The organism is Rhodococcoides navarretei (genome assembly GCF_038069675.1).
GTDB lineage: Bacteria > Actinomycetota > Actinomycetes > Mycobacteriales > Mycobacteriaceae > Rhodococcoides > Rhodococcoides navarretei.
This window is the reverse complement of record NZ_JBBPCN010000001.1, coordinates 972,834-994,228: the sequence shown is the minus strand read 5'-3', so window position 1 is coordinate 994,228 and position 21,395 is coordinate 972,834. Positions and strand designations below refer to the sequence as shown.

At 66.6% G+C, this 21,395-nt stretch carries 25 protein-coding genes; 4 read left to right on the top strand and 21 right to left on the bottom strand.

Translation table 11 applies throughout. The features are described 5' to 3' along the window. Positions 1 to 79: 79 nt before the first annotated feature. Genes ccsB through hemL form a run of 6 tightly spaced genes read right to left on the bottom strand, consistent with a single transcriptional unit; the run spans position 80 to position 6,088 of the window. Positions 80 to 1,045, bottom strand: a complete 966-nt coding sequence (ccsB, locus tag AABD04_RS04960; protein WP_341440433.1) for a c-type cytochrome biogenesis protein CcsB — start codon at positions 1,043 to 1,045, stop codon at positions 80 to 82. A gap of 3 nt (positions 1,046 to 1,048) precedes the next feature. Continuing rightward, on the bottom strand, positions 1,049 to 2,662 hold the full coding sequence (resB, locus tag AABD04_RS04955) for a cytochrome c biogenesis protein ResB (RefSeq protein ID WP_341440432.1): 1,614 nt from the start codon (positions 2,660 to 2,662) through the stop codon (positions 1,049 to 1,051). Next, a complete protein-coding gene (locus AABD04_RS04950; RefSeq protein ID WP_243596522.1) occupies positions 2,659 to 3,468 on the bottom strand; it encodes a cytochrome c biogenesis CcdA family protein in 810 nt (269 codons plus the stop codon). The genes resB and AABD04_RS04950 overlap by 4 nt, the downstream gene beginning before the upstream one ends. A gap of 5 nt (positions 3,469 to 3,473) precedes the next feature. Further along, on the bottom strand, positions 3,474 to 4,061 hold the full coding sequence (locus tag AABD04_RS04945) for a TlpA family protein disulfide reductase (RefSeq protein ID WP_341440431.1): 588 nt from the start codon (positions 4,059 to 4,061) through the stop codon (positions 3,474 to 3,476). Then, complete coding sequence (locus AABD04_RS04940; protein WP_243596416.1) at positions 4,054 to 4,716, bottom strand: histidine phosphatase family protein; 663 nt, start codon at positions 4,714 to 4,716, stop codon at positions 4,054 to 4,056. The genes AABD04_RS04945 and AABD04_RS04940 overlap by 8 nt, the downstream gene beginning before the upstream one ends. Positions 4,717 to 4,768: 52 nt before the next feature. After that, a complete protein-coding gene (gene hemL / locus AABD04_RS04935) occupies positions 4,769 to 6,088 on the bottom strand; it encodes a glutamate-1-semialdehyde 2,1-aminomutase (RefSeq protein WP_341440430.1) in 1,320 nt (439 codons plus the stop codon). Between the two features lie 187 nt (positions 6,089 to 6,275). On the opposite strand from hemL, the gene AABD04_RS04930 reads away from it, so the two are divergent. Further along, complete coding sequence (locus tag AABD04_RS04930; RefSeq protein ID WP_341440429.1) at positions 6,276 to 6,794, top strand: pyridoxamine 5'-phosphate oxidase family protein; 519 nt, start codon at positions 6,276 to 6,278, stop codon at positions 6,792 to 6,794. 122 nt (positions 6,795 to 6,916) lie between these two features. Here AABD04_RS04930 and AABD04_RS04925 read toward each other — a convergent pair whose 3' ends face one another. The 4 genes from AABD04_RS04925 to AABD04_RS04910 are packed head-to-tail and all read right to left on the bottom strand — an operon-like array spanning position 6,917 to position 10,654. Further along, positions 6,917 to 7,501 carry a hypothetical protein gene (locus AABD04_RS04925; protein WP_341440428.1) on the bottom strand — a complete coding sequence of 195 codons (585 nt, stop codon included), beginning with the start codon at positions 7,499 to 7,501 and terminating at the stop codon, positions 6,917 to 6,919. Positions 7,502 to 7,543: 42 nt separating this feature from the next. Beyond that, the gene (bioD, locus tag AABD04_RS04920) at positions 7,544 to 8,242 is read right to left on the bottom strand and encodes a dethiobiotin synthase (protein WP_341440427.1); all 699 of its coding nucleotides are present in this window, start codon (positions 8,240 to 8,242) and stop codon (positions 7,544 to 7,546) included. After that, positions 8,239 to 9,357 carry an 8-amino-7-oxononanoate synthase gene (locus AABD04_RS04915; protein ID WP_423228115.1) on the bottom strand — a complete coding sequence of 373 codons (1,119 nt, stop codon included), beginning with the start codon at positions 9,355 to 9,357 and terminating at the stop codon, positions 8,239 to 8,241. The genes bioD and AABD04_RS04915 overlap by 4 nt, the downstream gene beginning before the upstream one ends. Positions 9,358 to 9,382: 25 nt before the next feature. Then, positions 9,383 to 10,654 (bottom strand): adenosylmethionine--8-amino-7-oxononanoate transaminase, encoded by a 1,272-nt coding sequence (locus AABD04_RS04910; RefSeq protein ID WP_423228213.1) that lies wholly within the window; start codon positions 10,652 to 10,654, stop codon positions 9,383 to 9,385. An 87-nt stretch (positions 10,655 to 10,741) separates the two neighbouring features. Between AABD04_RS04910 and AABD04_RS04905 the strand changes: the two genes are divergently transcribed. The 3 genes from AABD04_RS04905 to AABD04_RS04895 are packed head-to-tail and all read left to right on the top strand — an operon-like array spanning position 10,742 to position 14,349. Beyond that, positions 10,742 to 12,085, top strand: a complete 1,344-nt coding sequence (locus tag AABD04_RS04905) for a serine hydrolase (protein WP_341440424.1) — start codon at positions 10,742 to 10,744, stop codon at positions 12,083 to 12,085. 46 nt (positions 12,086 to 12,131) lie between these two features. Then, entirely contained in the window at positions 12,132 to 12,338 is a 207-nt protein-coding gene (locus AABD04_RS04900; RefSeq protein ID WP_341440423.1) for an inositol 2-dehydrogenase, read from the top strand. A 43-nt stretch (positions 12,339 to 12,381) separates the two neighbouring features. Next, positions 12,382 to 14,349 (top strand): acyl-CoA dehydrogenase family protein, encoded by a 1,968-nt coding sequence (locus tag AABD04_RS04895; protein WP_341440422.1) that lies wholly within the window; start codon positions 12,382 to 12,384, stop codon positions 14,347 to 14,349. A gap of 13 nt (positions 14,350 to 14,362) precedes the next feature. Here AABD04_RS04895 and AABD04_RS04890 read toward each other — a convergent pair whose 3' ends face one another. From AABD04_RS04890 to hemB, 11 genes are all read right to left on the bottom strand, one after another. Next, entirely contained in the window at positions 14,363 to 15,160 is a 798-nt protein-coding gene (locus AABD04_RS04890) for a cyclase family protein (protein WP_341440421.1), read from the bottom strand. Then, positions 15,160 to 16,335 carry a PQQ-dependent sugar dehydrogenase gene (locus tag AABD04_RS04885; protein WP_341440420.1) on the bottom strand — a complete coding sequence of 392 codons (1,176 nt, stop codon included), beginning with the start codon at positions 16,333 to 16,335 and terminating at the stop codon, positions 15,160 to 15,162. Before AABD04_RS04885 ends, AABD04_RS04890 begins: the two co-directional genes overlap by 1 nt. A gap of 121 nt (positions 16,336 to 16,456) precedes the next feature. Then, positions 16,457 to 17,671: a PQQ-dependent sugar dehydrogenase gene (locus tag AABD04_RS04880; protein WP_341440419.1), complete on the bottom strand. Its 1,215-nt coding sequence runs from the start codon at positions 17,669 to 17,671 to the stop codon at positions 16,457 to 16,459. An 89-nt stretch (positions 17,672 to 17,760) separates the two neighbouring features. Beyond that, entirely contained in the window at positions 17,761 to 17,964 is a 204-nt protein-coding gene (locus AABD04_RS04875; RefSeq protein WP_243596430.1) for a heavy-metal-associated domain-containing protein, read from the bottom strand. 19 nt (positions 17,965 to 17,983) lie between these two features. After that, complete coding sequence (locus AABD04_RS04870; protein WP_341440418.1) at positions 17,984 to 18,265, bottom strand: metal-sensitive transcriptional regulator; 282 nt, start codon at positions 18,263 to 18,265, stop codon at positions 17,984 to 17,986. A gap of 16 nt (positions 18,266 to 18,281) precedes the next feature. Next, on the bottom strand, positions 18,282 to 18,533 hold the full coding sequence (locus AABD04_RS04865) for a hypothetical protein (RefSeq protein WP_341440417.1): 252 nt from the start codon (positions 18,531 to 18,533) through the stop codon (positions 18,282 to 18,284). After that, entirely contained in the window at positions 18,530 to 18,955 is a 426-nt protein-coding gene (locus tag AABD04_RS04860; protein ID WP_243596523.1) for a hypothetical protein, read from the bottom strand. Before AABD04_RS04860 ends, AABD04_RS04865 begins: the two co-directional genes overlap by 4 nt. Positions 18,956 to 19,007: 52 nt before the next feature. Continuing rightward, the gene (locus AABD04_RS04855; protein ID WP_341440416.1) at positions 19,008 to 19,448 is read right to left on the bottom strand and encodes a hypothetical protein; all 441 of its coding nucleotides are present in this window, start codon (positions 19,446 to 19,448) and stop codon (positions 19,008 to 19,010) included. Positions 19,449 to 19,483: 35 nt separating this feature from the next. Beyond that, entirely contained in the window at positions 19,484 to 19,657 is a 174-nt protein-coding gene (locus AABD04_RS04850) for a hypothetical protein (protein WP_243596434.1), read from the bottom strand. Between the two features lie 79 nt (positions 19,658 to 19,736). Next, positions 19,737 to 20,375, bottom strand: a complete 639-nt coding sequence (locus AABD04_RS04845) for a hypothetical protein (protein ID WP_341440415.1) — start codon at positions 20,373 to 20,375, stop codon at positions 19,737 to 19,739. Further along, positions 20,372 to 21,346, bottom strand: a complete 975-nt coding sequence (hemB, locus tag AABD04_RS04840) for a porphobilinogen synthase (RefSeq protein ID WP_341440414.1) — start codon at positions 21,344 to 21,346, stop codon at positions 20,372 to 20,374. The genes AABD04_RS04845 and hemB overlap by 4 nt, the downstream gene beginning before the upstream one ends. Between the last annotated feature and the right edge of the window lie 49 nt (positions 21,347 to 21,395).

Genomic DNA, 21,395 nt, shown 5'->3' with positions numbered 1-21,395 from the left:
CTCGGATGTCTCCCCCATCGAGCCGGATCGGACGCTACCAGCTGGCAGTCCCGTGCGGAGCCTGCGCAGCTGCCGACAACTAGTTCAGACCCGCGTAGCTGTGCAGTCCCGAGACCACCATGTTGATGATGAAGAGGTTGAAGAGCATGGCGGTGAATCCGGCAATGTTGATCCAGGCCGCGCGGGTGTTGCGCCATCCGGAGGTGGCCCGTGCGTGCAGGTAAGCGGCGTAGATGATCCAGGTGATGAACGACATCGTCTCTTTGGGGTCCCAGCCCCAGAAGCGGCCCCACGCGGCTTCGGCCCAGATCGCGCCGAGGATGACGCCGGCCCCGAAGAGCGGGAAGGCGACGATGGTCGTCTTGTAGGCAAGCCGGTCGAGGGCCTGGGCGTCGGGCAGCTTCGAGGCGAATTTGCCCCAGAATCCCAGGCTTTCCTCGCCGACGGGCTGCTTGATGCGCAGCAGGAACAGCAGGCTTGCCACGCCGGAGACGAGGAGGATGCCGCTGCCGACGCTGACGATGGTGACGTGGATGGGCAGCCAGTACGAGCGCAACGCGGGGACGACCGGAGCGGCGTCGGCGTAGAGCTTGGTGGCGGCGAAGAACATGAGCACGATGATCGGAGCCAAAACGAACACCAGCATCGGGCGCATCGTCTTCTTGCGCAGCGCGATCACCGAGGTCAGAGCCGCGGCTGCGGTGGCCATGGTCACGAACTCGTACATGTTGCCGAGCGGGAATCGGTGGGTGGCGAATCCGCGGAGGACGACCGAGGCGATATGCAGCGCGAGGGCCGGGGCGAGCAACGCGAAACCCATGCCTGCGAGTCGATCGGAGAGCGGTCGCTTCGGCGTTTCGACGACGAGCCCCGGCCGGCTGTCGGCAACCGGGGCTCCGGCGCCGACGAGTTCCTTGGCCTGGACGGCCGTCGCCTTGGCGGAGGCGTACTGGGCGATGAGCAGGACGAATGCGAGCACGTAGATGGTGAACGCTGATTCGAAGGACCAGTCGCTGTACTGCGAGAGGGTCTCGTTGATCGGCATCGGTCAGTTCTCCTGTTTCGAGGTGTCGCCGAGCAGGCGGGTGCACAGGCGGTCGAACTCTTCGCCCCACCCCGCCTGATCGGTGCGTGCAAGTCCGCCGAGGTCTACTACAGTACGTCGTGACTGCGCGTCGGCGGTGAGCCGGACCCAGATTCTGCGACGCTTGATCACCAGTGAGACGAGCAGTCCGCCCATCATCGTCAGCGCGAACACCAGGACCCAGGTCTGGGCCGGGTCGTGCGAGACCTGCAGGTTGACGAATTCTTCCGCTCCGTCGAACGTGACGACGGTTCCGTCGCTGAGCGTCGCGGATTCTCCTGGCATCAGGTTGACGCGGTCCTGCTTCACGAGCCTGCCCTGGGCGATCATTTCCTGATCGAGTGAGAAGATCGACTGCGGCAGTCCGGTGTCGAGGCCGGTGTCGCCCTTGTAGATGTCGATGGCGACGGCGGGGTCGTTCATCGCCGGGAAGCTCGACGACAGCAGGCTGCCGTGGAACGACGCGGTCGGCGCGAACAGTCCCTCGATGGCGATCTGATTTTTCCGTCGATCCAGCGGGTCGGGATAGAGGCCGCCGGGCGGATCGACGCGCAGCACTCCGCTGGAGAGGAATGTCGTCGCGTCGGTCGGCTGCCACTGGATGGTGTCGGTACGGGTTTCACCGTTCGGGAACGTCACGGTGAACGTGGGTGCATAGCCGTGGCCCTGCAGGTAGACGCGATCGCCTGCCACACGCAGTGGGTGGTTGACCTGCAGCTGATCGTCGCGCCAGACGTTGTTGGTCAGGTCCTCGCCTGCCTGGTATTCGATGTTGGAGGTGAACATCTCGGCCTGGCCGTTCTCGAGGTAGTCGGCCGTGAAGTCCTTGACGCGCACGCACAGTGGCTCGAGTGCGGTGCCGTCGACGAGGTTGCCCGCGCGGAACGAGTCGTAGTTGGCGGGGGTCGAGGTGCAGAATCCGGGTCCGTCGTCGGCGATGACGATCCGGTTGCCCTCGTAGCCGAGCAGCTTGCCCATGGCGATCGCGGCGAGCAGTCCGACGAGCGAGAGGTGGAACACGAGATTTCCGAGTTCGCGAACGTAACCCTTCTCCGCCGACAGCGTCACTGCTCCGCCGTCCTCGGACCGCTGGGCGACGCGCCAGCCACGCAACTGGGTGCGCACCTGCGCCGCCGTCTCCTCCGGCGTTCCGTCGACCTCGTAGCGGCTGTGGTGCGGCAGGCGGGAGAGGTTGCGGGGCGCGCGAACGGGCTTGGTGCGCAATTGCTTCGCGTGCTCGATGCAGCGCGGCAGAATGCAGCCGATCAGCGAGACGAACAGCAGTGCGTAGATCGCGGTGAACCAGAAGCTGCCGAACACGTCGAACAGTTCCAGCTTGTCCATGATGGGGCCGAGGGTCGGGCGGTTCGCGATGTACTCGTCGACCTTGCCCGCGTTGAGGCTGCGCTGCGGTACCAGGGCACCGGGCACCGCGGCAAAGGCCAGCAGGAACAGCAGCACCAGCGCGGTCCGCATGCTGGTCAGACCACGCCAGGTGTTGCGGATCAGAGCCACTCCCCGACCGAGCGGAGACTGCGTGCGTGGAGCCCCGGTGCGCTCTTCGAGATCGGCGGTCATATCGGCAACACCACATCGGAGACGAAGGCGTCGCGCACCCAGCCGACGAACTGATCCCAGGCACCGGTGACCAGTGCAATTCCTACTGCTATCAACATGATTCCGCCGAACACCTGTATCTGTCGTGCATGTGTACGTAGCCAGCCGACGCCTCGCAGCGCGCTGACCGAACCGAACGCGAGGATCACGAACGGCAAGCCGAGGCCGAGGCAGTACGCCACGATCAGGACGACGCCGCGCGCTGCCGTCGTACCGTCGGTACCTGCGGCCAGTGAGATGACACCGGCGAGGGTCGGCCCGAGACACGGGGTCCACCCGAGTGCGAACACGCCGCCGAGCAGTGGCGCTCCGGCCAGTGAGCCGATCTGCTTCGGCTCGAAGCGCACGTCGCGTTGCAGGGCCGGGATCAATCCGACGAACACCAGGCCCATGGCGATGGTGACGACGCCGCCGATCCGCATGAGCAGTTCGCGGTTGATCGCCAGGACGGAGATCGCTCCGAACACCGATGCGGTGGCGAGCACGAACACGACGGTGAAGCCGAGGACGAACAGTCCTGCCGCCCCAGCGACCCGCAATCGGCCACTGCGGACCTTCGTCTTGACTGCTGCTTCGTCGGCGCTGACGGCCGGGGCGTCCGCTCCGACTACGCCGGCGAGGTACGAGAGATATCCGGGCACCAGGGGCACCACGCACGGCGACGCGAAGGAGACGAGCCCGGCCAGGACGCAGGCTCCGAGGGCCAGGATCAGCGGCCCGGAGGCCGCCGCTTCCTGGAAACTCGCGCCGACCCCGGCTAGGTACATCTCGCTCACGGCTGCACTGGCTCCTCGGCTGCGACGCGTTCGACGACGGGCTGCAGGTCCTCGGCGAGCAGCTCACGCAGGAACACTGCCGCGACGCGGTGCTGTCGGTCGAGCACGATGGTCGTCGGGATGACGGAGGTGGGGACGCCACCGAGCGCGTTGAGGGTGCGCATCGGCGGGTCGTAGATCGAGGAGTAGCTCACGTTGTTGCTGACGACGAAGTCCTGGGCGGCGGTCTGCGACTCGTCGCGCACGTTGATCCCGAGGAACTCGACGCCGAGGGACTCGGTGGCCTCGTAGACCTCTTCCAGGTCGTCGGCTTCACCGCGGCACGGTCCGCACCACTGCCCCCAGACGTTGAGAACTACGACGTCACCGTCGTAATCCGACAGGGAGGTCGTCTTGCCCTCGGTCATCAGGTCGGGCCCGGACAGCTCACCGATGGTGCCGCGCTCGTCGGGCTCGTAGAAGATGTCGGTCTTGCCACCGGGCGAGACGAACTGGAAGGTGCCACCCTGAGCAACCGCGTCGGTGCCGGTCGAACATCCCGCGACCAGGGCCACTGCGAAGAGCGCGAGCAGAAGCCTACGCACCGGAGATCCTCGGATCGGACGCTCCCGCTGGCTCGGAGTAGACGAGGTCCACGAGCTGGTCCCCCTCGTAGACGAGCGAGGTCAGCGACGCGAGACCGCATTGACGATTGCGCGGGTCGTGCCAGAGCCGGTCGCCCTGCAGGAAACGGCGCAGGGTCCACACCGGGAGTTGGTGGCTGACGCAGACGGCCTCGTGCCCGACGGCTTCGACGCGGGCCGCGTTGACGGCGGCGAGCATGCGGTGCGCGATCTGCAGGTACGGCTCGCCCCACGACGGGGTGAAGGGATCGCGAAGCTTCCACCAGTGCCGGGGCCTGCGAAGCGCTCCGTCACCGACGGCGACGCGCAGCCCCTCGAATTCGTTGCCTGCCTCGATGAGGTTCTCGTCCTCGGCGATGGTCAGGCCGTGAGCCGCGGCGATGGGTCCGGCGGTCTCCTGGGCGCGCAGGAGCGGCGATGCAACGACGTGGGTGATGTCGTGGCCGGCGAGCGCGTCCGCGACCGACCTGGCCTGCGCCTGGCCGGTCACCGACAGCTTGAAGCCCGGCAACCGTCCGTAGAGGATGCCCTTGGGGTTGTGCACCTCGCCGTGCCGGAGGACGTGCACGATGGTGCGCGTCGTCGAGTGCGGATGTGCTGCGGGGGCCTCGGTCACGTCGGGGTCCTGTTTCTCGGTAGTCGGATGGTGAATCAGTTCTGGGTGGACGTCACTGGGGAGCCGTGGCGGCTGCCGCAGCCTTCGCGGCGGCGGGGGCGGCGTCGGCGATGATCTCGAAGGCGCGGTCGTCGAGGGCCGCGGAGACGAACCAGGCCTCGAATGCGCTCGGCGGCGGGTACACGCCGCGGGAGAGGAAGGCGTGGAAGAACGCCGGGTATCGCCACGTCTGCGCGGCCTTGGCCTGCGCGTAGTCGGTGACGGGTCCATCGGCGAAGAACACACTCACCATAGTGCCCGCGAACTGGACGTGATGGGTGACGCCTTCGGCGGTGAGGGCGTCGCCGAGCAGTGTTCCGAGTCGCTGCGAGTTGGTCTGCAGCTTCTCGTACACGGCTGCGTCGGCCAGTTGCAGGCTCGTCAAACCGGCGGCGACGGCGACGGGGTTACCGCTGAGCGTGCCCGCCTGGTACACCGGTCCGGCCGGCGCGAGATAGGCCATCACGTCCGCTCGACCACCGAATGCGGCGGCCGGAAGCCCGCCGGACATGACTTTGCCGAACGTGTAGAGGTCGCCTGCGACGCCGTCGATGCCGTACCAACCGGCTGCGCTGACGCGGAATCCGGTCATCACCTCGTCCATGATCAGCAGTGCGCCCTGCTCGGTCGCGAGGCGGCGCAGGCCCTCGTTGAACCCGGTGACCGGCGGAATTGCGCCCATGTTGCCCGCGGCTGCCTCGGTGATGATGCATGCGATCTGGCCGGGGTTGGCCGCGAAGGCAGCAGTCACGGCATCGAGGTCGTTGTAGGGAACGACGATGGTGTCCGACGCCTGAGCGCCGGTCACTCCGGGTGACGTCGGCAGTCCGAAGGTGGCCAGTCCCGAGCCCGCGTCGGCCAGCAGGGCGTCGACGTGGCCGTGGTAGCAGCCGGAAAATTTGAGGATCTTCGTGCGGCCGGTGAACCCGCGCGCCAGGCGCACCGCGCTCATGGTGGCCTCTGTGCCCGAATTCACAAGGCGAACCTGGTCGACGGGGCCGACTCGACGCACGATTTCCTCGGCGAGTTCGATTTCGCGCTCGGTGGGCGCACCGAACGACAGACCGGTCGATGCCGCTTTCTGGACGGCCTCGACGATGGCCGGGTGGGCGTGTCCGTGGATCATCGGGCCCCAGGACGAAATGAGGTCTACGTAGGACTTCCCGTCTGCGTCGGTCATCGTGTATCCGCTGGCGCGGGTGATGAATCGAGGCGTTCCGCCGACCGACGCGAATGCACGCACCGGGGAGTTCACGCCGCCGGGGATCACCTCGCTTGCACGGGCGAACAGCTGGGCCGATACGGGGGCGTCGTCGCCGGGAGAAACAGTCACATCGTCCAGTGTCCCAGGTTCGGCGAAATCACCAACTACAGGGCGTAATAATGGGTTCGCCCGACGGCATCAGTCCTCGTCGGTTTTCTTGTCCTCGGGCATGAACACCATCCGCAGGCTCCTCACCACGAAGTCCGTTTTGCCAGTTCATAGGTTCGGCAGTCAGAACACCGGGTAGTCGGTTTGGATGACGAATACAGACCATGGCGCCGACGGCGTCACCAAAGTCGCCGAATTGATGTCCGAAGCCGGACTCTGCATGTTCACCACCGTCGGCCGAGACGGCCATCTCATCTCGCGTCCGATGGCGCTGCAGGAAGCCGAGTTCGACGGCGATCTGTGGTTCTTCGCCGCCCATGACTCCCGCAAGGTGCGCGATATCGCGGCGAACCCGACGGTCAACGTCTCGTTTCAATCCGGTGAGGGTTGGGTGTCGTTGTCCGGCACCGCGGCCGTGGTCGAGAACGACACCAAGGCCGAAGAGCTCTGGAACACCCGGGCGGTCGCGTGGTTCGAGAAGAACCCCGATTCGCGCGAGGTCGCGTTGATCCACGTGGCCGCCGAGGGAGCCGAGTACTGGTCCACCCCTGGGTCGAAGGTGTCGAACCTGTTGGCCTACGCCAAGGCGAAGATCACCAACGAGCGGCCGGACCTCGGCGAGCACGAGGTCGTCGAACTCGAGTTGCCGCACACTTCGACCGACTAAATCTGCTGGTGCCGGGCTGCCGTCGGGGGCACGTCCGGATTGCCGGTCACGGCCGGTTCACTGCTTCGATCCGGTCGACATTCGAACTCCGGGCTATCTCCGACGGCAGCGGCGTCTCGCTGTCAGTTCGTGCGGTGGTGTCCGTTGTCCGTACGTGGGTCGACGGTGTCGCGAACCTTTTCCCCGGTGCTACGCGGGTCGGTGCTCGTGTGCGCGGCGGCATCATGAGCAGCGGTGTTTCGTGCCCCGGCGTCGTGCTGGCCGGGGTAGGTCTCGTTGGTGTCTGCCCCGCTGTGGTGCGCCTGCCCGTGATCGTCGAGCCGGCCGGTGTTGTCCGTGTGTGCGGCCTTGGCACCCGATCGATGATCGACGTCCGGATCGAGTTCGTTCGCGCGAGCGAATTCGGCGTCCAGATCATCACGCGACTGCGCCGCAACACCCTGATGAGAGTGAGCCTGCTGCGCAAGCTTGTCGGCCTCGGCCGCTTTGACGTCTGCTTCGGCCTGGGCCCGGCGCGCCTTGGCCTCGCTCTCCCTGGCCAGCAGCTCACGTTCCTCGACGAGCGCTGCCTCGTCGGCTGCCTTTTCGCGAATCTCGTTCGCTTCCAACCTCTTACGTTCCTTGCCCTTACGCGCCACGACGACGGCGAGGGCAACAACCACAAGTACGACGACTACTGCAACGATGATCCATACGGTGGTGCTCATTGGCGTACTCCCATGTTCTTGACTGCCGAACCGGCAGTAGATCTATGCCGGGTACCCGAGTAAAGAGTCGACAAACTCACCGAGAGCTCCGCGGGCGAGGTCCGCGAACTCGCTCGACGCCAGTTCACCCGCTCCCTCCGGAATGCAGGCCACGAGCTCGAGTCCCGTCACGAGCGGCAACTCGTCGAGGTTGACGTGCGCCGCCAGGCTCGGTTCGTGAGGCCACGAGCCGACCACCAGACCTGCGCACTCGATGCCCGCCGCCCGTACTGCGGCAATCGTCAGAGCGCTGTGGTTGAGCGTCCCCAGCTCCGCGCCGGTCACGATCAGAACCTGTGCCTCGACTGCGCCTGCTGTGTCGAGCACGGTGAACCCGTCTGCGCCCAGGCGCACCGCAACCCCGCCCGCACCTTCGACCAGAACGAGGTCGTGGTCTGTCTCGAGGTCGCGCACCGCGTCGACGACGGTGCCGAGTTCGAGCATCGGCAGTCCCGATCGGCGGGCCGCGACGTCCGGAGCCAGCGGCTCCGGGTACCGCGCCAGTTCGACTCCGACCACCCCCGAAAGGCGGCGCAGCGTGTCGATATCGGCTTCGTCCGGGTAGTCACCTCCGACGCCGGTCTGCGCCGGCTTGCACACCGCGACGGTCCATCCGCCTGCCCGTGCCGCCGCCGCAAGTGCCGCGGTGACGACGGTCTTGCCGACGCCGGTGGACGTTCCGGTCACGACCAGAACCGTCATCGCAGCACCTGCGCCAGGACCGACGCGGCACGGTCGATGTCGGAGTCGGTGAGATCGGCGCGCGCGGTCAGTCGCAGTCGAGACCCGTCGGCCGGAACCGACGGCGGCCGAAAGCACCCGACGCGGACGCCGAGGCCGAGGCAGTCACCGGCCGCGCGTACTGCCCGCTGCGCATCGCCCAGAATCACCGGAACGACCGCCGATGTCGTCGGTTCGACGCCCGCTGCGGCGGCCAGTTGCTTTGCTCGCACCCCGATCGAATGCACCCGGTCGGGTTCTCCGCGCAGGACGGTCAGCGCGGCCGCCGCTGCGCCGACGGAGGCGGGCGCGAGGCCGGTGTCGAACACGAAGGTGCGCGCACCGTGCAGTACCTGATCGCGCACTGCTGCCGACCCGAGAACGACGCCACCCTGCGATCCGAGGGCCTTGGACAACGTTGCGGTGATCACCAGGTCGGGTGCTCCGGCGAGACCTGCCTCGTGGACGGCTCCCCGGCCGCCGTTCCCGCGAACGCCCAATCCGTGCGCTTCGTCGACGACGAGCACGGCGTTGCGTCTCCGACACACCGCGTACAGCTCGGCCAGTGGCGCGAGATCGCCGTCGGCACTGAACACCGAATCTGTCACCACCAGGGCCCGATGTTCGGGACGCTCCCGCAACAGCTCGTCGACATGGTCGGTATCGCAGTGCCGAGCGACGGCCACTCGTGCCCGGGACAGGCGGCAGGCGTCGATCAACGAGGCGTGCGACGCGGCGTCGGAGATCACCAGCGAATCTCGGCCCGCCAGCGCCGTCACGGTTCCGAGATTCGCGGTGTAGCCGGAGGAGAACACCAGCCCGGCCTCGGCTCCGACGAACTCCGCGAGGTCGCCCTCGACGCGTTCGTGCGCCGTCGTGGTGCCGGTCACCAACCGCGATCCCGTGGCTCCGCCGCCCCACCGGCGCACCGCGGCGCAGGCTCCGTCGATGACGGCCGGATGCCGGGACAGGCCGAGGTAGTCGTTCGATGCCAGATCGAGGATCGATTCCTCGGCGGCACGGGCGACGACGACCCGCTCGAGGCCGGCCTGGCGTCGGGCGTGTGCGGTGGCGTCGAGCCAAACGAGAGCGGTCATGGCAGCGACCATACTTGAACACTGTTCAAGTATGGTCGCGCGCCACCGCCACCATGGCGTCCGCGATGGTCGCCACCTCGGCATCGGTGCAGATGAACGGCGGCATCGCGTACACCAGCCGCCCGAACGGCCGCAGCCACACTCCCGCATCGACGGCCGTAGCCGTGGCCCGTGCCATGTCCACCGGACGATGCATCTCGATGACTCCGATGCCGCCGAGAACGCGCACGTCGGCGACCCCCGCGAGCGCCCGGGCGGGCGCGAGGCCGCTCGCCAACCCCGATGCGAGACCTGCCACCTCACCGCGCCAGTCACGCGAGAGCAGCAATTCCACCGAGGCCACCGCGATGGCGCACGCCAGTGGATTCCCCATGAACGTCGGCCCGTGCATCAGGCCTCCGGCCTCGCCGTCCGAGACCGTTTCGGCGACCTCGGTGGTGCACAGCGTTGCCGCCAACGTCAGATATCCACCGGTCAGCGCCTTGCCGACGCACATGATGTCGGGTGCGACACCGGCGTGATCGGCCGCGAACAACTCCCCGGTTCGACCGAATCCGGTCGCGATCTCGTCGAAGATCAACAGCACGCCGTACTCGTCGGCCAGGCGACGCAGTTCCCGCAGACAGCGCGCGTCGTGGAAGCGCATCCCACCGGCGCCCTGCACGATCGGCTCGACGACGATCGCCGCCAGTTCGCTCGCATGCGCGCTCAGTATCCGCTCGAATTCGGCGATGTAGCCGGCATCGAACTCCGCGGGTGGAGCCGGAGCGAACACCTGTTTCGCCAGTACATCGGTCCACAGCGCGTGCATCCCGCCGTCCGGATCGCACACGCTCATCGGGGCGAACGTGTCGCCGTGATAGCCGCCGCGCCAGGTCAGCAGCCGAGTGCGACCGTTCTCGCCGCGTCCACGCCAGTACTGCAACGCCATCTTCACCGCGACCTCGACCGAGACCGATCCCGAATCGGCGAGGAACACCTTGTCGAGGCCTGCGGGGGTGATCTCCACCAGCAGCTGGGCCAGCCTGGCCGCCGGAGCGTGCGTCAAGCCGCCGAACATGACGTGACTCATTCGGCTCAGCTGATCGCGCGCGGCGGCGTCGAGCACCGGATGCCCGTAGCCGTGCACTGCCGCCCACCACGAGCTCATGCCGTCGATCAGTTCCCGGCCGTCGGCCAGGGTCAGCCGCACCCCGGATGCACGCTCGACCACCAGTGGCGTCGTAGTCGCCGGAAATCGGCTGTACGGATGCCACAGATGATCGGAGTCGATTCGGCGAACGTCTTCGGAAGTCAGCACGCCACAGCACACTGCCACAGCGCCCGACAGCCGATCCCGACACTGGGCCAGAGGCGAAATGTCCGAATCCATTAGCATCGCAACATGACGACGCGCACCATGACGAGACTCGTAGGGGTAGCCGCGGCGGCAACCCTGACCCTCGCCGCCTGCGGAGGAACGTCCGCAGCGCCCGTGCCCTCCACGACCGCGCCGGCGTTCGTCGTGGACACCTCGACTCCCGTCGGGGCGCTCAACGACCGCATCCTGCGATGGATCAACGCCGAGGAAGCGCCCGACTCTGCCGAGGTCGAGGCCGTCACCGGGCCCGAGCTGGCCGAGGCTGTTGCACCGCTGGGCGGACTCGTCACCCCACTCGAACAGTTGCGCGCCGGTGCACCGAACGTCGCCACGAGTTTCGAGGCCGGTCCCGATTCCGGCGTCCTACACTTCACCACCGCAGGCATACCGGCCACGATCACGACGTCGATCGCTGCCGACGGCACACTCGACGGCTTCCTGGCTCGGCCGGACACTCCCACGATCTCGTCGTTCGACGATCTCGACGCCGCGCTGTCCAGGGTGGCTCCGAACTACTCCTACAGCGCGTCTCGGCTCAACGGCGGTGAGTGCGAATCGATCTACTCCACCAACGCGGACTCGATGCTCCCCCTCGGGTCGGTGTTCAAGCTGTACGTCCTCGGCGCGCTCACCGACGAGATCGAGGCAGGCACCGTCCGATGGGACGAACCGCTCACCGTTCGTGACGCAACCAAGAGTGCGCCCTCCGGCGAGCTGCAGAATCTGCCCGACGGCACGACGGTGTCGGTCCGCGACGCGGCCGAGAAGATGATCTCGTTGTCCGACAACACCGCGACCGATCTGTTGATGGATCATCTCGGCCGCGATCGGGTCGAGCGTCAACTCTCCGTCATGGGTCATCACGATCCGTCGGTGATGACCCCGATGATGGACACTCGGCAGTTTTTCGTCATCGGCTTCGGCGATCCGAATCTTCGATCCGAATGGGCGGATGCGGACCCCGACGGACGCGAGAAGCTCCTCGCGCAAGCCGATTCCCGGTCGCTGGACATCGACTTCGATAACTTCCTCGACAATCCGGCGTCGGCCGACGGCGTGGAGTGGTTCGCCAACGCGCAGGACGTCTGTGCCGCGATGGGTTACCTGGCCACCGGCCCGGCAGCGGAAGAGAACCGTCGCATCCTGGCGATGAACCCGGGCGTCCAGCTCGACGCGGCGCTGTGGCCGTATTCGGGGTTCAAGGGTGGCAGTGCGCCCGGCGATCTGGCCGGCGCGTTCCTCGCCACCGACGCCTCCGGTCAGGACTGGATCGTCACCGAGCAGTTCCGCGCCGACGGCGCGATCGATCTGATTCCGTCGAGCTATGCATTCCTCGTCGCTCAGGAAGCCTTCGCGCTGCTGAAGTGAGTGGGATTTGTAACATCCGTGTTACTGCTGCATTACACTCGCGGTCGTGGAGGCACAACACGAACCAGCCCAGAACGCGTGGCCGGCGGGCTTCAAGGAGTTCCTGGTCGGTGAGTTCACCGACTTCAGCCCCCTGGTGAACAGGGCTCTGGAGGACAACTGCGCGTCACTGTTCCACGACGGTCCGTACGCGAAATCGGGCTTCTGGCGGTCCTGTCGGGCAGTGTTCCGAGAATTCGTCTGGCCGGTCTGACCTTCCGGCCTTCACGGGCGGCCGCAAAAGGTTACCGTCGAGTATGGCAACCACAACGGATCACCTTCGGAACACTCTGGACGGCCGCTGGCGAGATGTGAAGAACCAGGCGCGGCAGCAACTTGCGCGCGAAGAGTTCCGCCCGCACTACACGCCGAACACCGTCATCGCTCGCACCAAGGCGATGGAGCAAATGAAGCTGCTCGCCGCCGCCGGTGCAGCCGACAACGGCTTCAAGAAGGAACACGGCGGCACCGGCGACGTCGGTGCCGCGGTGACGATGATCGAGATGCTCGCGATGAGCGATCTGTCTCTCATGGTCAAGGCGGGCGTCCAGTGGGGACTGTTCGGCGGTGCCATCGAAAATCTCGGCACCGAACGCCACCACGAGGCCTACGTCCCCAAGATCATCAGTCTCGATCTGCTCGGCTGTTTCGCCATGACCGAGACCGGACACGGCAGCGACGTGCAGTCGCTCGAGACCACGGCCACGTACGACCCGAAGACGGACGAGTTCGTCATCAACTCCCCCACGCCGTCCTCGCGCAAGGACTACATCGGCGGCGCTGCCGAAACCGCGACCGTCGCCGCCGTGTTCGCCCAGCTCATCACCGCGGGCCCGGGCGAGGAGCCAGAGGGCCACGGCGTGCACTGCTTCTTCGTTCCGCTCCGCGACGAGAACGGGGACGACCTACCCGGTGTCACCACCTCGGACTGCCAGTACAAGGGCGGTCTACCCGGAGTCGACAACGGCCGCCTCATGTTCGATCACGTTCGCATCCCGCGAGACAACCTGCTCAACAAGTACGCCGACGTGTCCGACGACGGTACGTACTCCTCCCCCATCGAGAACAAGTCTCGACGGTTCTTCACGATGCTCGGCACGTTGATTCGCGGTCGTGTCACAGTGGGCGGCAGCGCCGCCGCGGCCGCCCGCGTCGCCCTCGACATCGCCACGCGATACGCGTTGCAGCGCAGGCAGTTCGCCGCACCCGATTCCGATCAGGAGGTCCTGATCATGGACTACCTGGTGCATCAGCGTCGACTGTTCCCGCTCATCGCCAAGTCCTATGCGCTGCAGTTCGCACAGAACGAGCTCGTGTCGAAGATGCACGAGCTGCAGACCGCGGACAGTCCGGACGCCGAGGAGCAGCGCGAGCTCGAGTCCAGGGCGGCAGGTCTCAAGGCCGCGAACACCTGGCACGCCACCGCGGCCATCCAGGAGGCTCGCGAAGCATGCGGCGGCGCAGGCTATCTCGCCGAGAACCGGCTGATCTCACTCAAGGCCGACACGGATGTGTTCACCACGTTCGAGGGCGACAATCATGTGCTGACGCAGCTGGTCGCCAAGGAGCTGCTCACCGCGTACGCCGACGACGTCAAGTCCATGAGCCCGGTCGAATGGGTCAAGTTCGCCGCCGACATGGTGGGCGACCGCGTCGTCAAACGCACTGCGGCCCAAGCGATCATGCAGACCATCCTCGATCGGCGCCAGGACAACGAGGAAGAGGGTTCGCTGTTCAACCGCGGTACCCAGGTCAAGATGTTCGAGGATCGCGAGGAGTACCTGCTCTCCACCGTCGCACGCCGGCTGCAGTCCAAGTCCAAGGAGACCAGCCCGTTCGAGGCGTTCAACGCGGTGCAGGATCACGTGCTCCATGCCGCGAGCGCGCACATCGACCGCATCATCTTCGAGGCGTTCATCGCCGGCATCGAATCGTGCGAGGATCCCACCACCAAGGACCTGCTCGACGAGGTCTGCGACCTGTACGCGCTGTCGGTGATCGAGGCGGACAAGGCCTGGTTCATCGAGCACCGCTACCTGTCCACCGAGCGATCCAAGGCCGTGACCCGCGCCATCAACGAGCGGTGCCGGACGCTGCGTCCGCACGCCGAACTACTCGTCGACGGCTTCGGAATTCCCGACGCATTGGTCGGTGCCGCGATGCTCGGTGAGCCCGGTGCGGGTAGCGAGGAAGAGCCGGCCGACAACCCCAGCCACGCGCACTGACGCGTAGCCGGGTTCAGCCGGGAACTACCGCGAAGACCCGGCAGGGACCGCCGGTCGCGCCCGCGTGCTTCGGCGCGCCGACGACGACCGTCGCCCCTGCCGGGGGCACCGCATCCAGATTCGCGAGCGCTTCGACTCCGTACCGGCCTGCCCCGAGAACGGCTGTGTGCGCCGGGTATTCACGGTCGGTCATCCGATCGAGGCTGAGTGTGTCGACCCCGATTCCGACGACGTTTCGCTCGTGCACCAACATCTGCGCCGCGTCGCCACCGAAGCCTGGGGCAGCACGCTCGGCAAGCCTGTGCTGCCATCGACTGTGCATCACCACCAACGCTCGGTCCGGAATCCGGCCGTGCTCGCGTTCCCACTGCGCGATGTCCTCGGTCGTCACCACCGCGTCGGGATCAGCGGCGGCCCTGGCCGAGATGTCCACCACGACCAGCGGGGCAATGAGGTCTTCGAGGGGCAGGATGTCTGCTGTCGCGCCGCCGCGAAAGCGATGCGCCGGGGCATCGACGTGGGTGCCGGTGTGCTCCCAGTACGAGAGCTTGTTGACCAGGAAGCCACCCAACTCGTAGGCCGCGACCGGACGCATCGAGAACGGTTCGTTGCCCGGCCACACCGGAAACGTCGGGCTCAGGGTGTGGGTCAGGTCGATCAGTCGGCCCGCCGGAATTGCCGACGCGACAATCGGTTCGGCGCGAACCGCTCCGGTCGCCGCGACGGTCAACGCCGCGGCTCCCAACGACCCGAACAGTGCTCTACGGCCGATTCTGCGGTGAACCGTCTCGATGACTTCCGGCCCGCACATCAGTCGGCAGCGGGGGTGACGAGCAGAACCTTGTCATCGGATCCGTTGTCGGTGGTCAGCAGGAATGCTCCTGCGTCGCCGAAGCTGGTGAGCGAGCGCAGTCGGCCGTAGGTGCCCACCAGAGCGTCCGCCTCGTCGACGTATTCCGTGCCGTCCTCGGAGAGCTTGAGAAACAAGAGCTTCTCGTCCTGCTGACTCGATATCACCGCGGCCCCGTTCCAGGAACCCCACCCCGGGCCGTTCGCGAAGGTCAGGCCGGGCGTTGCGATGGCGGGGCTACCCGAGCTCCACACGGCGGCGAGCGCTCCGGGCACGCGGGTCGGATCGGTCATCGGTACCGACTCGTCGTAGATGAACGGGAGACGATCGGGGCGGTACCCGTAGTTGCCACCGGGCACAAGCAGGTTCAGCTCGTCGTCCCGGCTGGTTCCTTGCTCCACCTCGTAGATCTGGCCGGTACCGGGCCGGATCGCCAAGCCCTGCACGTTCCGATGTCCCAGGGTGAAGATGCGATCCGGCGAACCCGCGGCTGCCGAACCGTCGGCGTCGATGTGCAGAACCTTGCCGCCCAACGAGTCCCGATCCTGCGGAACCGTCGGCGACGCAGTGTCTCCGGTACCGATGTACAGGGTGCCGTCGGGATGGGCCAGAATTCGGCAGCCGCCGTGACGGCCGCCGTCGGCGACGGGAATGTCGTCGACGAGGGTGCCGGTGCGCGTCAGAGCGGTCCACTCCGGGTCGACGGTCCACGAGAGGACGGCGATGTGGTTGTCGCTGCCCCCGCCTGCACTACCGGTCCCGGCGCTACCGGTGCCGCCTCCGCCACCCTGCACGCCCTGGCATGTGTAGATGGTTCTGGATTCGGCGAAATCCGTCGCGAGGGCAATGCCCATCAGGCCGGTCTCGCCGGACGCGTACAGATCGTCGAGGTCCGCGGCGAGCTCGCGTGTCTCACCGTCGACGTCGCGGATCACGAACCGGCCGGCACGCTCACCGGTCAGCACCGTTCCATCCGGAGCAACCACCGCATCCCACGGTTTCGCGAGTCCGTCGAGCACCGTGGTGACCGTCAGACCGGGGAGCGGATCGGGCTGTGCCGTTGCGGCTGTCGAAGAGGCCAGCGTCAGGAAGACGCTGGCGGCGAGTACTCCGGAACTGGACACCAGCTTGTTCATCCACACTCCTGACGACGATCGGCGACCGGCCCGATATGACCGGTATCACATGATCTTAAACACACTCCGGAGGTGCCTCGCCGACTCACGACGCGATCGGTCGCCCGTCAGCAACCTCGGTTCAGCCGATCTCGGGCGTGACGAGCAGTACCTGATCGTCGGATCCGTTGTCGGTGGTGAGCAGGAAGCCGCCGTCGCTTCCGAAGGGGGTGAGCGAACGCAGCCTGCCGTATGTGCCGTCCAGCGCCTCCGCCTCGGCGACGTACTCCGTTCCGTCCTCCGACAATGCCAGGAAGACGAGCTTCTCGCCCTGCTGACTCGAGATCACCGCGGCACCGTTCCAGGAGCCCCACTGCTCACCGTCGGTGAATGTGACGTCGGGGGTGGCGATGGTTGGATCGCCCGAACTCCACACTGCAGGCAGGGCACCGGGAACCCGTTCGGGGTCGGTCATCGGGACCGATTCGTCGTAGACCGACGACCTTCGATCGGGGCTGTAACCGTAATTGCCGCCCGGCACCAACAGGTTCAGCTCGTCGTCTCGGCTGGTCCCCTGCTCGACCTCGAAGATTTGATCGGTTCCGGGACGGATGGCCAGTCCCTGCACATTGCGGTGCCCGAGCGTGAAGATGCGATCCGGTGCGTCGGCTGCGGCGGTGCCGTCTGCGTTGACGTGTAACACCTTGCCGCCCAGCGAGTTTCGGTCCTGAGGAACACTGGGGCTCGCAGTGTCCCCGGTGCCGATGTAGAGCGTGCCGTCGGGGTGAGCCAGGATGCGGCAGCCACCGTGACGCCCGCCGTCGGCAACGGGAATGTCGTCGACGAGGGTTCCGGTTCGCGAGAGCCGAGTCCACTCCGGGTCCACGGTCCACGCCACGACGGCAATGCTGTTCTCGCCGCTACCTCGACGCCCCTGGCAGGTGAACACGGTTCGAGAGGACTCGAAATCCACCGCCAGTGCGATTCCCATGAGCCCGGTCTCACCGGCGGCGTAGAGGTCGCCGAGGTCCGCGTTCAGTTCACGCTGGACTCCTGCCGAGTCGCGGATGACGAACCGGCCGGAGCGCTCCCCGGTCAGCACCGTGCCATCGGGAGCAGCCACCACGTCCCACGGTTTGTCGAGGCCGTCGAGCACGGTGGTGACCGTCAGGTTCGGCAGCGGTCCGGCAGGCGCACCCGGGGAGGGAGCAGCGGCGGAAGAAGAGCCCTGCGACGACGAGGTCGCGGACTCGGACGGCTCTGCACTGCTGCCGGGTTCGGAGGTGTCCGCCGAACAGGCCGCAACCAGGGCGACGCTCATGGCGATGACCACTGCGCCGGTGACCGGTTTCTTCACGAGCGCTCCTGACGATGTTCGATGAGTCTCATTTTCCCGGTATCACCGTTTTCGGGACTTCCGAACCACCGACGGAGCGCAGTCGTGTGTCAGGACACCAGTCGATACCCGGCTTCGGCCACCGCGGCGTCCACCGTCGCGGTATCGAGCGTCGAATCGCTGCTCACCACGACCGCACCGGAATCAACATCGACGTCGACGCCGGTGACGCCTGCGATCTCCGATACTTCTTCTCGCACCGACGTCGCGCAATGTCCGCACGTCATGCCCTCGACCGAATACGTCGTCTGCATCTGATTTTCCCTTCTCGAGTCAGGAGCGCACCAGGCGCGCGATGGCCTCGGACGCCTCTTTCACTTTCGCGTCGGCTTCCGGCCCGCCGTGCCTCGCGGCCTCGACGACACATCCGGCGAGGTGGGCGTCGAGCAGCTTCAGCGAGACCGATTGCAGAGCTTTGGTCGCCGCGGACACCTGAGTGAGGACGTCGATGCAGTACCGATCGTCGGCGACCATCCTCGATATCCCGGCCACCTGGCCCTCGATACGACGCAATCGCTTCAGCAGGTCGTCCTGCTCGGCGCTGTAGCTGCTCATAGCGCCAACCATACCCCTACCCGGTATGGGGTGCACGACCCGTCAGGATACGGCGGATGCCGTCGACGATCAGCAGTCCGGCCACGATTGCCGACAGACTGGCCAACGCGATCCAGGACCCCGAGTAGAACGTCCCCGAATAGGCCGGGGACACGTCGGGGACAGCGGGGAACTCACTGGTGCGCACGCCCGCGTTCCAGCACGCCACGACTCCGATCACCGCGAGCAGCGCCAGCACCAGCTCCGCCCACCCGAGGGACTTCCTCACAGGTACTCCTGCTTCGCCGTTTCGAGAGCCGCGCGCAGCCCGTCGTCGTCCTTGGCCCACGCCTGCACCAGTCCCCCGCCCACCAGACGCAGCCCGATGCCGTGCCGCTTGCGCGGTACGCCCGACAGTTCACCGAGCACCCGCGCGGTCTCCCACCTCTTCGGCTCGTAGTCCCCGTCGGCGTACTCGGCCGGCGGCAGTATGGCGTCGATCTCGGCAAGGTCGACGGTCTCGGTGCCCTGACGCAGTTGCCGGGTGGTGAGTTCGACGCTGACGTGCATCCTCGCGGCCCGCAGCTGGACGTACGTGAGACCGACGAGGATGAGCGAGAACAGCGCAAGAGCGAACCAGTGGATCACCGGGCCGGATGCGAGCTCCACCGCGAGCACCACGAGGCAGAACACCGGGCCCCAGGCCAGCATGCGCCACCGACCACCGGGCTCGTGGAAGAGCACGGGATCGTCGGCGGAGGTCTCACTGTTCACGGACGAACCACTCACGGGCCGACGGCCGGTAGACCAGGACCGCTGCAACCACCAGCGCGACGGTGATCACCAGCAGCACGAACGGGAACACCAGCGCGGCGAACGTCAGCAGCAGTGCGATGGCTCCGGACAGAGCCACCAGTGCCCGTCGGAACCTGCGGTCTCCGCCACGGACAGGGCCCGACATCAGGCCGACGGCCAAGCCGACCACTCCGAAGATCACGCCGAGTCCGCGAAAGACCGTCAGGAACGAGTCGATCTGCTCGTCCGTCGCGCCGCCGGTGGTGAAGGACGCCCGGATCTGGTCGGCGGGGAGCGTGAGGGCGATCATGCAGACGACGATCAGCAGCACCGCAGAGGCGAGCCACAGCCAGTAGGCGGCCGAAACCACTCGGGGCCGGGCGATCGGTGCGTCGGTGTCTGAGCTCACGCCAGACATCCTGCCACCGAGTGCGGGACGGGCGTTCAGCCGGCCGAAATCCCCAGCGCCATGATCGCGATGGCCGCCGAGACGGCGAGCAGTAATCCGAGCAGCGCCCATCCGGGACGACCGTTCTCGGCCGGACAGGGTTCGCGGTCGACTGCCGGTGCAGCAGCCGGCTGCGTGATGCTCGCTGCTGCAGGGGTGCTCTCTGCCATATCGGATCCGATCACTCGAGAAGATATCGAGAGTGATGCTAGTCACATGACGAGGCTGTAGCCGAGAACACGCCCGAAATTATCGTTTTGCCGAGGCGACGAAGTATTCGTTGGATTCCCGGCGGTGCATCAGATAGATCGCCCCGGCAGCCAAGACACCCTGGCCGATGCCGAGCACACTCATCACGACGTTCATCGCGCCTGCGCTCGACGCGATCGAGAACAGCTCGAGAATCGTGGTGAACACGGTGAACGATCCGATGACGGTGAGCAGCATGCGCGCCCACAGTTTGCCAGCACGCATTCGCTTGACCCAGAACAGGAACAACGCCCCGAAACCGAGCACGACGAACACCGTGACGACGAGCATCACCGTCACCATCGACTGCGTGGACTCCACCGTCATGTCGGCGGCAGCGTCCTGCGCTGCGAGATCGTCGAGCAGGGACTGCGCAAATTCCTCGCGCGCCCCGAACAGCGTCCACACCGAGAACAGCGCCGAAAGCGCCCCGATCAGCGCCACTCCCCACCAGAGGTGGCGGGCGGTCTCGACGTCGACGGGTGCCGGACGCGGCGTCGGCTCGAATTCCGGGGCGCTCTGCGGAAACCCGTGCTCGATCTCCCAACGCTGCCAGTCGGGCTGCGGCGGTGGATTGCCCGGAACGTTGCTGTCGGGGTTGTTGCCGTCCGGATTGTTGTTCGGGGGGAGATCGTTCACAGCCAGCCCGCCACTTCGGTAGCCCAATAGGTCAGTACGACGTCGGCACCGGCTCGCCGAATCCCGACGAGCGATTCCAGTACCGCTGCGTCGCGATCGATCCAGCCGTTCTGCGCGGCGGCGGTGATCATGGCATATTCCCCGGATATCTGGTACGCCGCAACCGGAACCGGTGACATCTCTGCGACATCGCGCAGAATATCGAGATACGACATCGCGGGCTTGACCATCACCATGTCGGCTCCCTCGGCGAGATCGAGCTCCACCTCGTGGGTCGCCTCGCGACGGTTGGCCGCGTCCTGCTGATACGTGCGGCGATCGCCCTGCAGCGAGGACCCCACTGCTTCGCGGAACGGACCGTAGAACGCCGAGGCGTACTTCGCCGAGTACGCCAGCTGACCGACCTCGACGTGGCCGGCGGCGTCGAGTCCGGCGCGGATCGCACCGACCTGCCCGTCCATCATTCCGCTCGGTCCGAGCAGGTGGGCACCGGACTCCGCCTGCGCGACGGCCATATCGACGTAGCGCAGCAGGGTGGCGTCGTTGTCGATGGAACCGTTCTCCCCCAGGACTCCGCAGTGTCCGTGGGAGGTGAACTCGTCCAGGCAGGTGTCGGCCATGATGACCGTCGAGTCACCGAGGTCGACTTTCAGACGGGCCAGGCCACGGTTGAGAATTCCGTCCGGATCCGTTGCGCCCGAACCGTTCTCGTCCTTGTCCTCGACCTTGGGGACACCGAACAGCATGATGCCGCCGACACCGGCCGCCACGGCCGCCTCGGCCGCAGCACTCAGCGAGTCGAGCGTGTGCTGATGCACCCCGGGCATCGAGCTGATCGCCCGCGGCTCGGAGATGCCGTCGGCCACGAACATCGGCAACACCAGATGCCGTGGCGCGAGGGAGGTTTCGGCCACGAGCCGACGCAGTGCCGGGGTACGGCGTAGGCGTCGGGGACGGTCGGTGGGGAACAAGCGAACTCCTTACGGACCGGGTGTGTCGATCGTGAGATCCGCGACCGGG

Coding starts and splice junctions, on each gene's coding strand:
- resB (WP_341440432.1), bottom strand. CDS start 2,662: ATGACCGCCGATCTCGAAGAGCGCACCGGGGCTCCACGCACGCAGTCT.
- bioD (WP_341440427.1), bottom strand. CDS start 8,242: ATGACGGTTCTGGTCGTGACCGGAACGTCCACCGGCGTCGGCAAGACC.
- AABD04_RS04860 (WP_243596523.1), bottom strand. CDS start 18,955: ATGCTGGCCTGGGGCCCGGTGTTCTGCCTCGTGGTGCTCGCGGTGGAG.
- AABD04_RS04915 (WP_423228115.1), bottom strand. CDS start 9,357: ATGACCGCTCTCGTTTGGCTCGACGCCACCGCACACGCCCGACGCCAG.
- AABD04_RS04885 (WP_341440420.1), bottom strand. CDS start 16,335: ATGAACAAGCTGGTGTCCAGTTCCGGAGTACTCGCCGCCAGCGTCTTC.
- AABD04_RS04905 (WP_341440424.1), top strand. CDS start 10,742: ATGACGACGCGCACCATGACGAGACTCGTAGGGGTAGCCGCGGCGGCA.
- AABD04_RS04875 (WP_243596430.1), bottom strand. CDS start 17,964: ATGCAGACGACGTATTCGGTCGAGGGCATGACGTGCGGACATTGCGCG.
- AABD04_RS04925 (WP_341440428.1), bottom strand. CDS start 7,501: ATGAGCACCACCGTATGGATCATCGTTGCAGTAGTCGTCGTACTTGTG.
- AABD04_RS04930 (WP_341440429.1), top strand. CDS start 6,276: ATGACGAATACAGACCATGGCGCCGACGGCGTCACCAAAGTCGCCGAA.
- AABD04_RS04950 (WP_243596522.1), bottom strand. CDS start 3,468: ATGTACCTAGCCGGGGTCGGCGCGAGTTTCCAGGAAGCGGCGGCCTCC.
- ccsB (WP_341440433.1), bottom strand. CDS start 1,045: ATGCCGATCAACGAGACCCTCTCGCAGTACAGCGACTGGTCCTTCGAA.
- AABD04_RS04850 (WP_243596434.1), bottom strand. CDS start 19,657: ATGGCAGAGAGCACCCCTGCAGCAGCGAGCATCACGCAGCCGGCTGCT.
- AABD04_RS04890 (WP_341440421.1), bottom strand. CDS start 15,160: ATGTGCGGGCCGGAAGTCATCGAGACGGTTCACCGCAGAATCGGCCGT.
- AABD04_RS04870 (WP_341440418.1), bottom strand. CDS start 18,265: ATGAGCAGCTACAGCGCCGAGCAGGACGACCTGCTGAAGCGATTGCGT.
- AABD04_RS04895 (WP_341440422.1), top strand. CDS start 12,382: ATGGCAACCACAACGGATCACCTTCGGAACACTCTGGACGGCCGCTGG.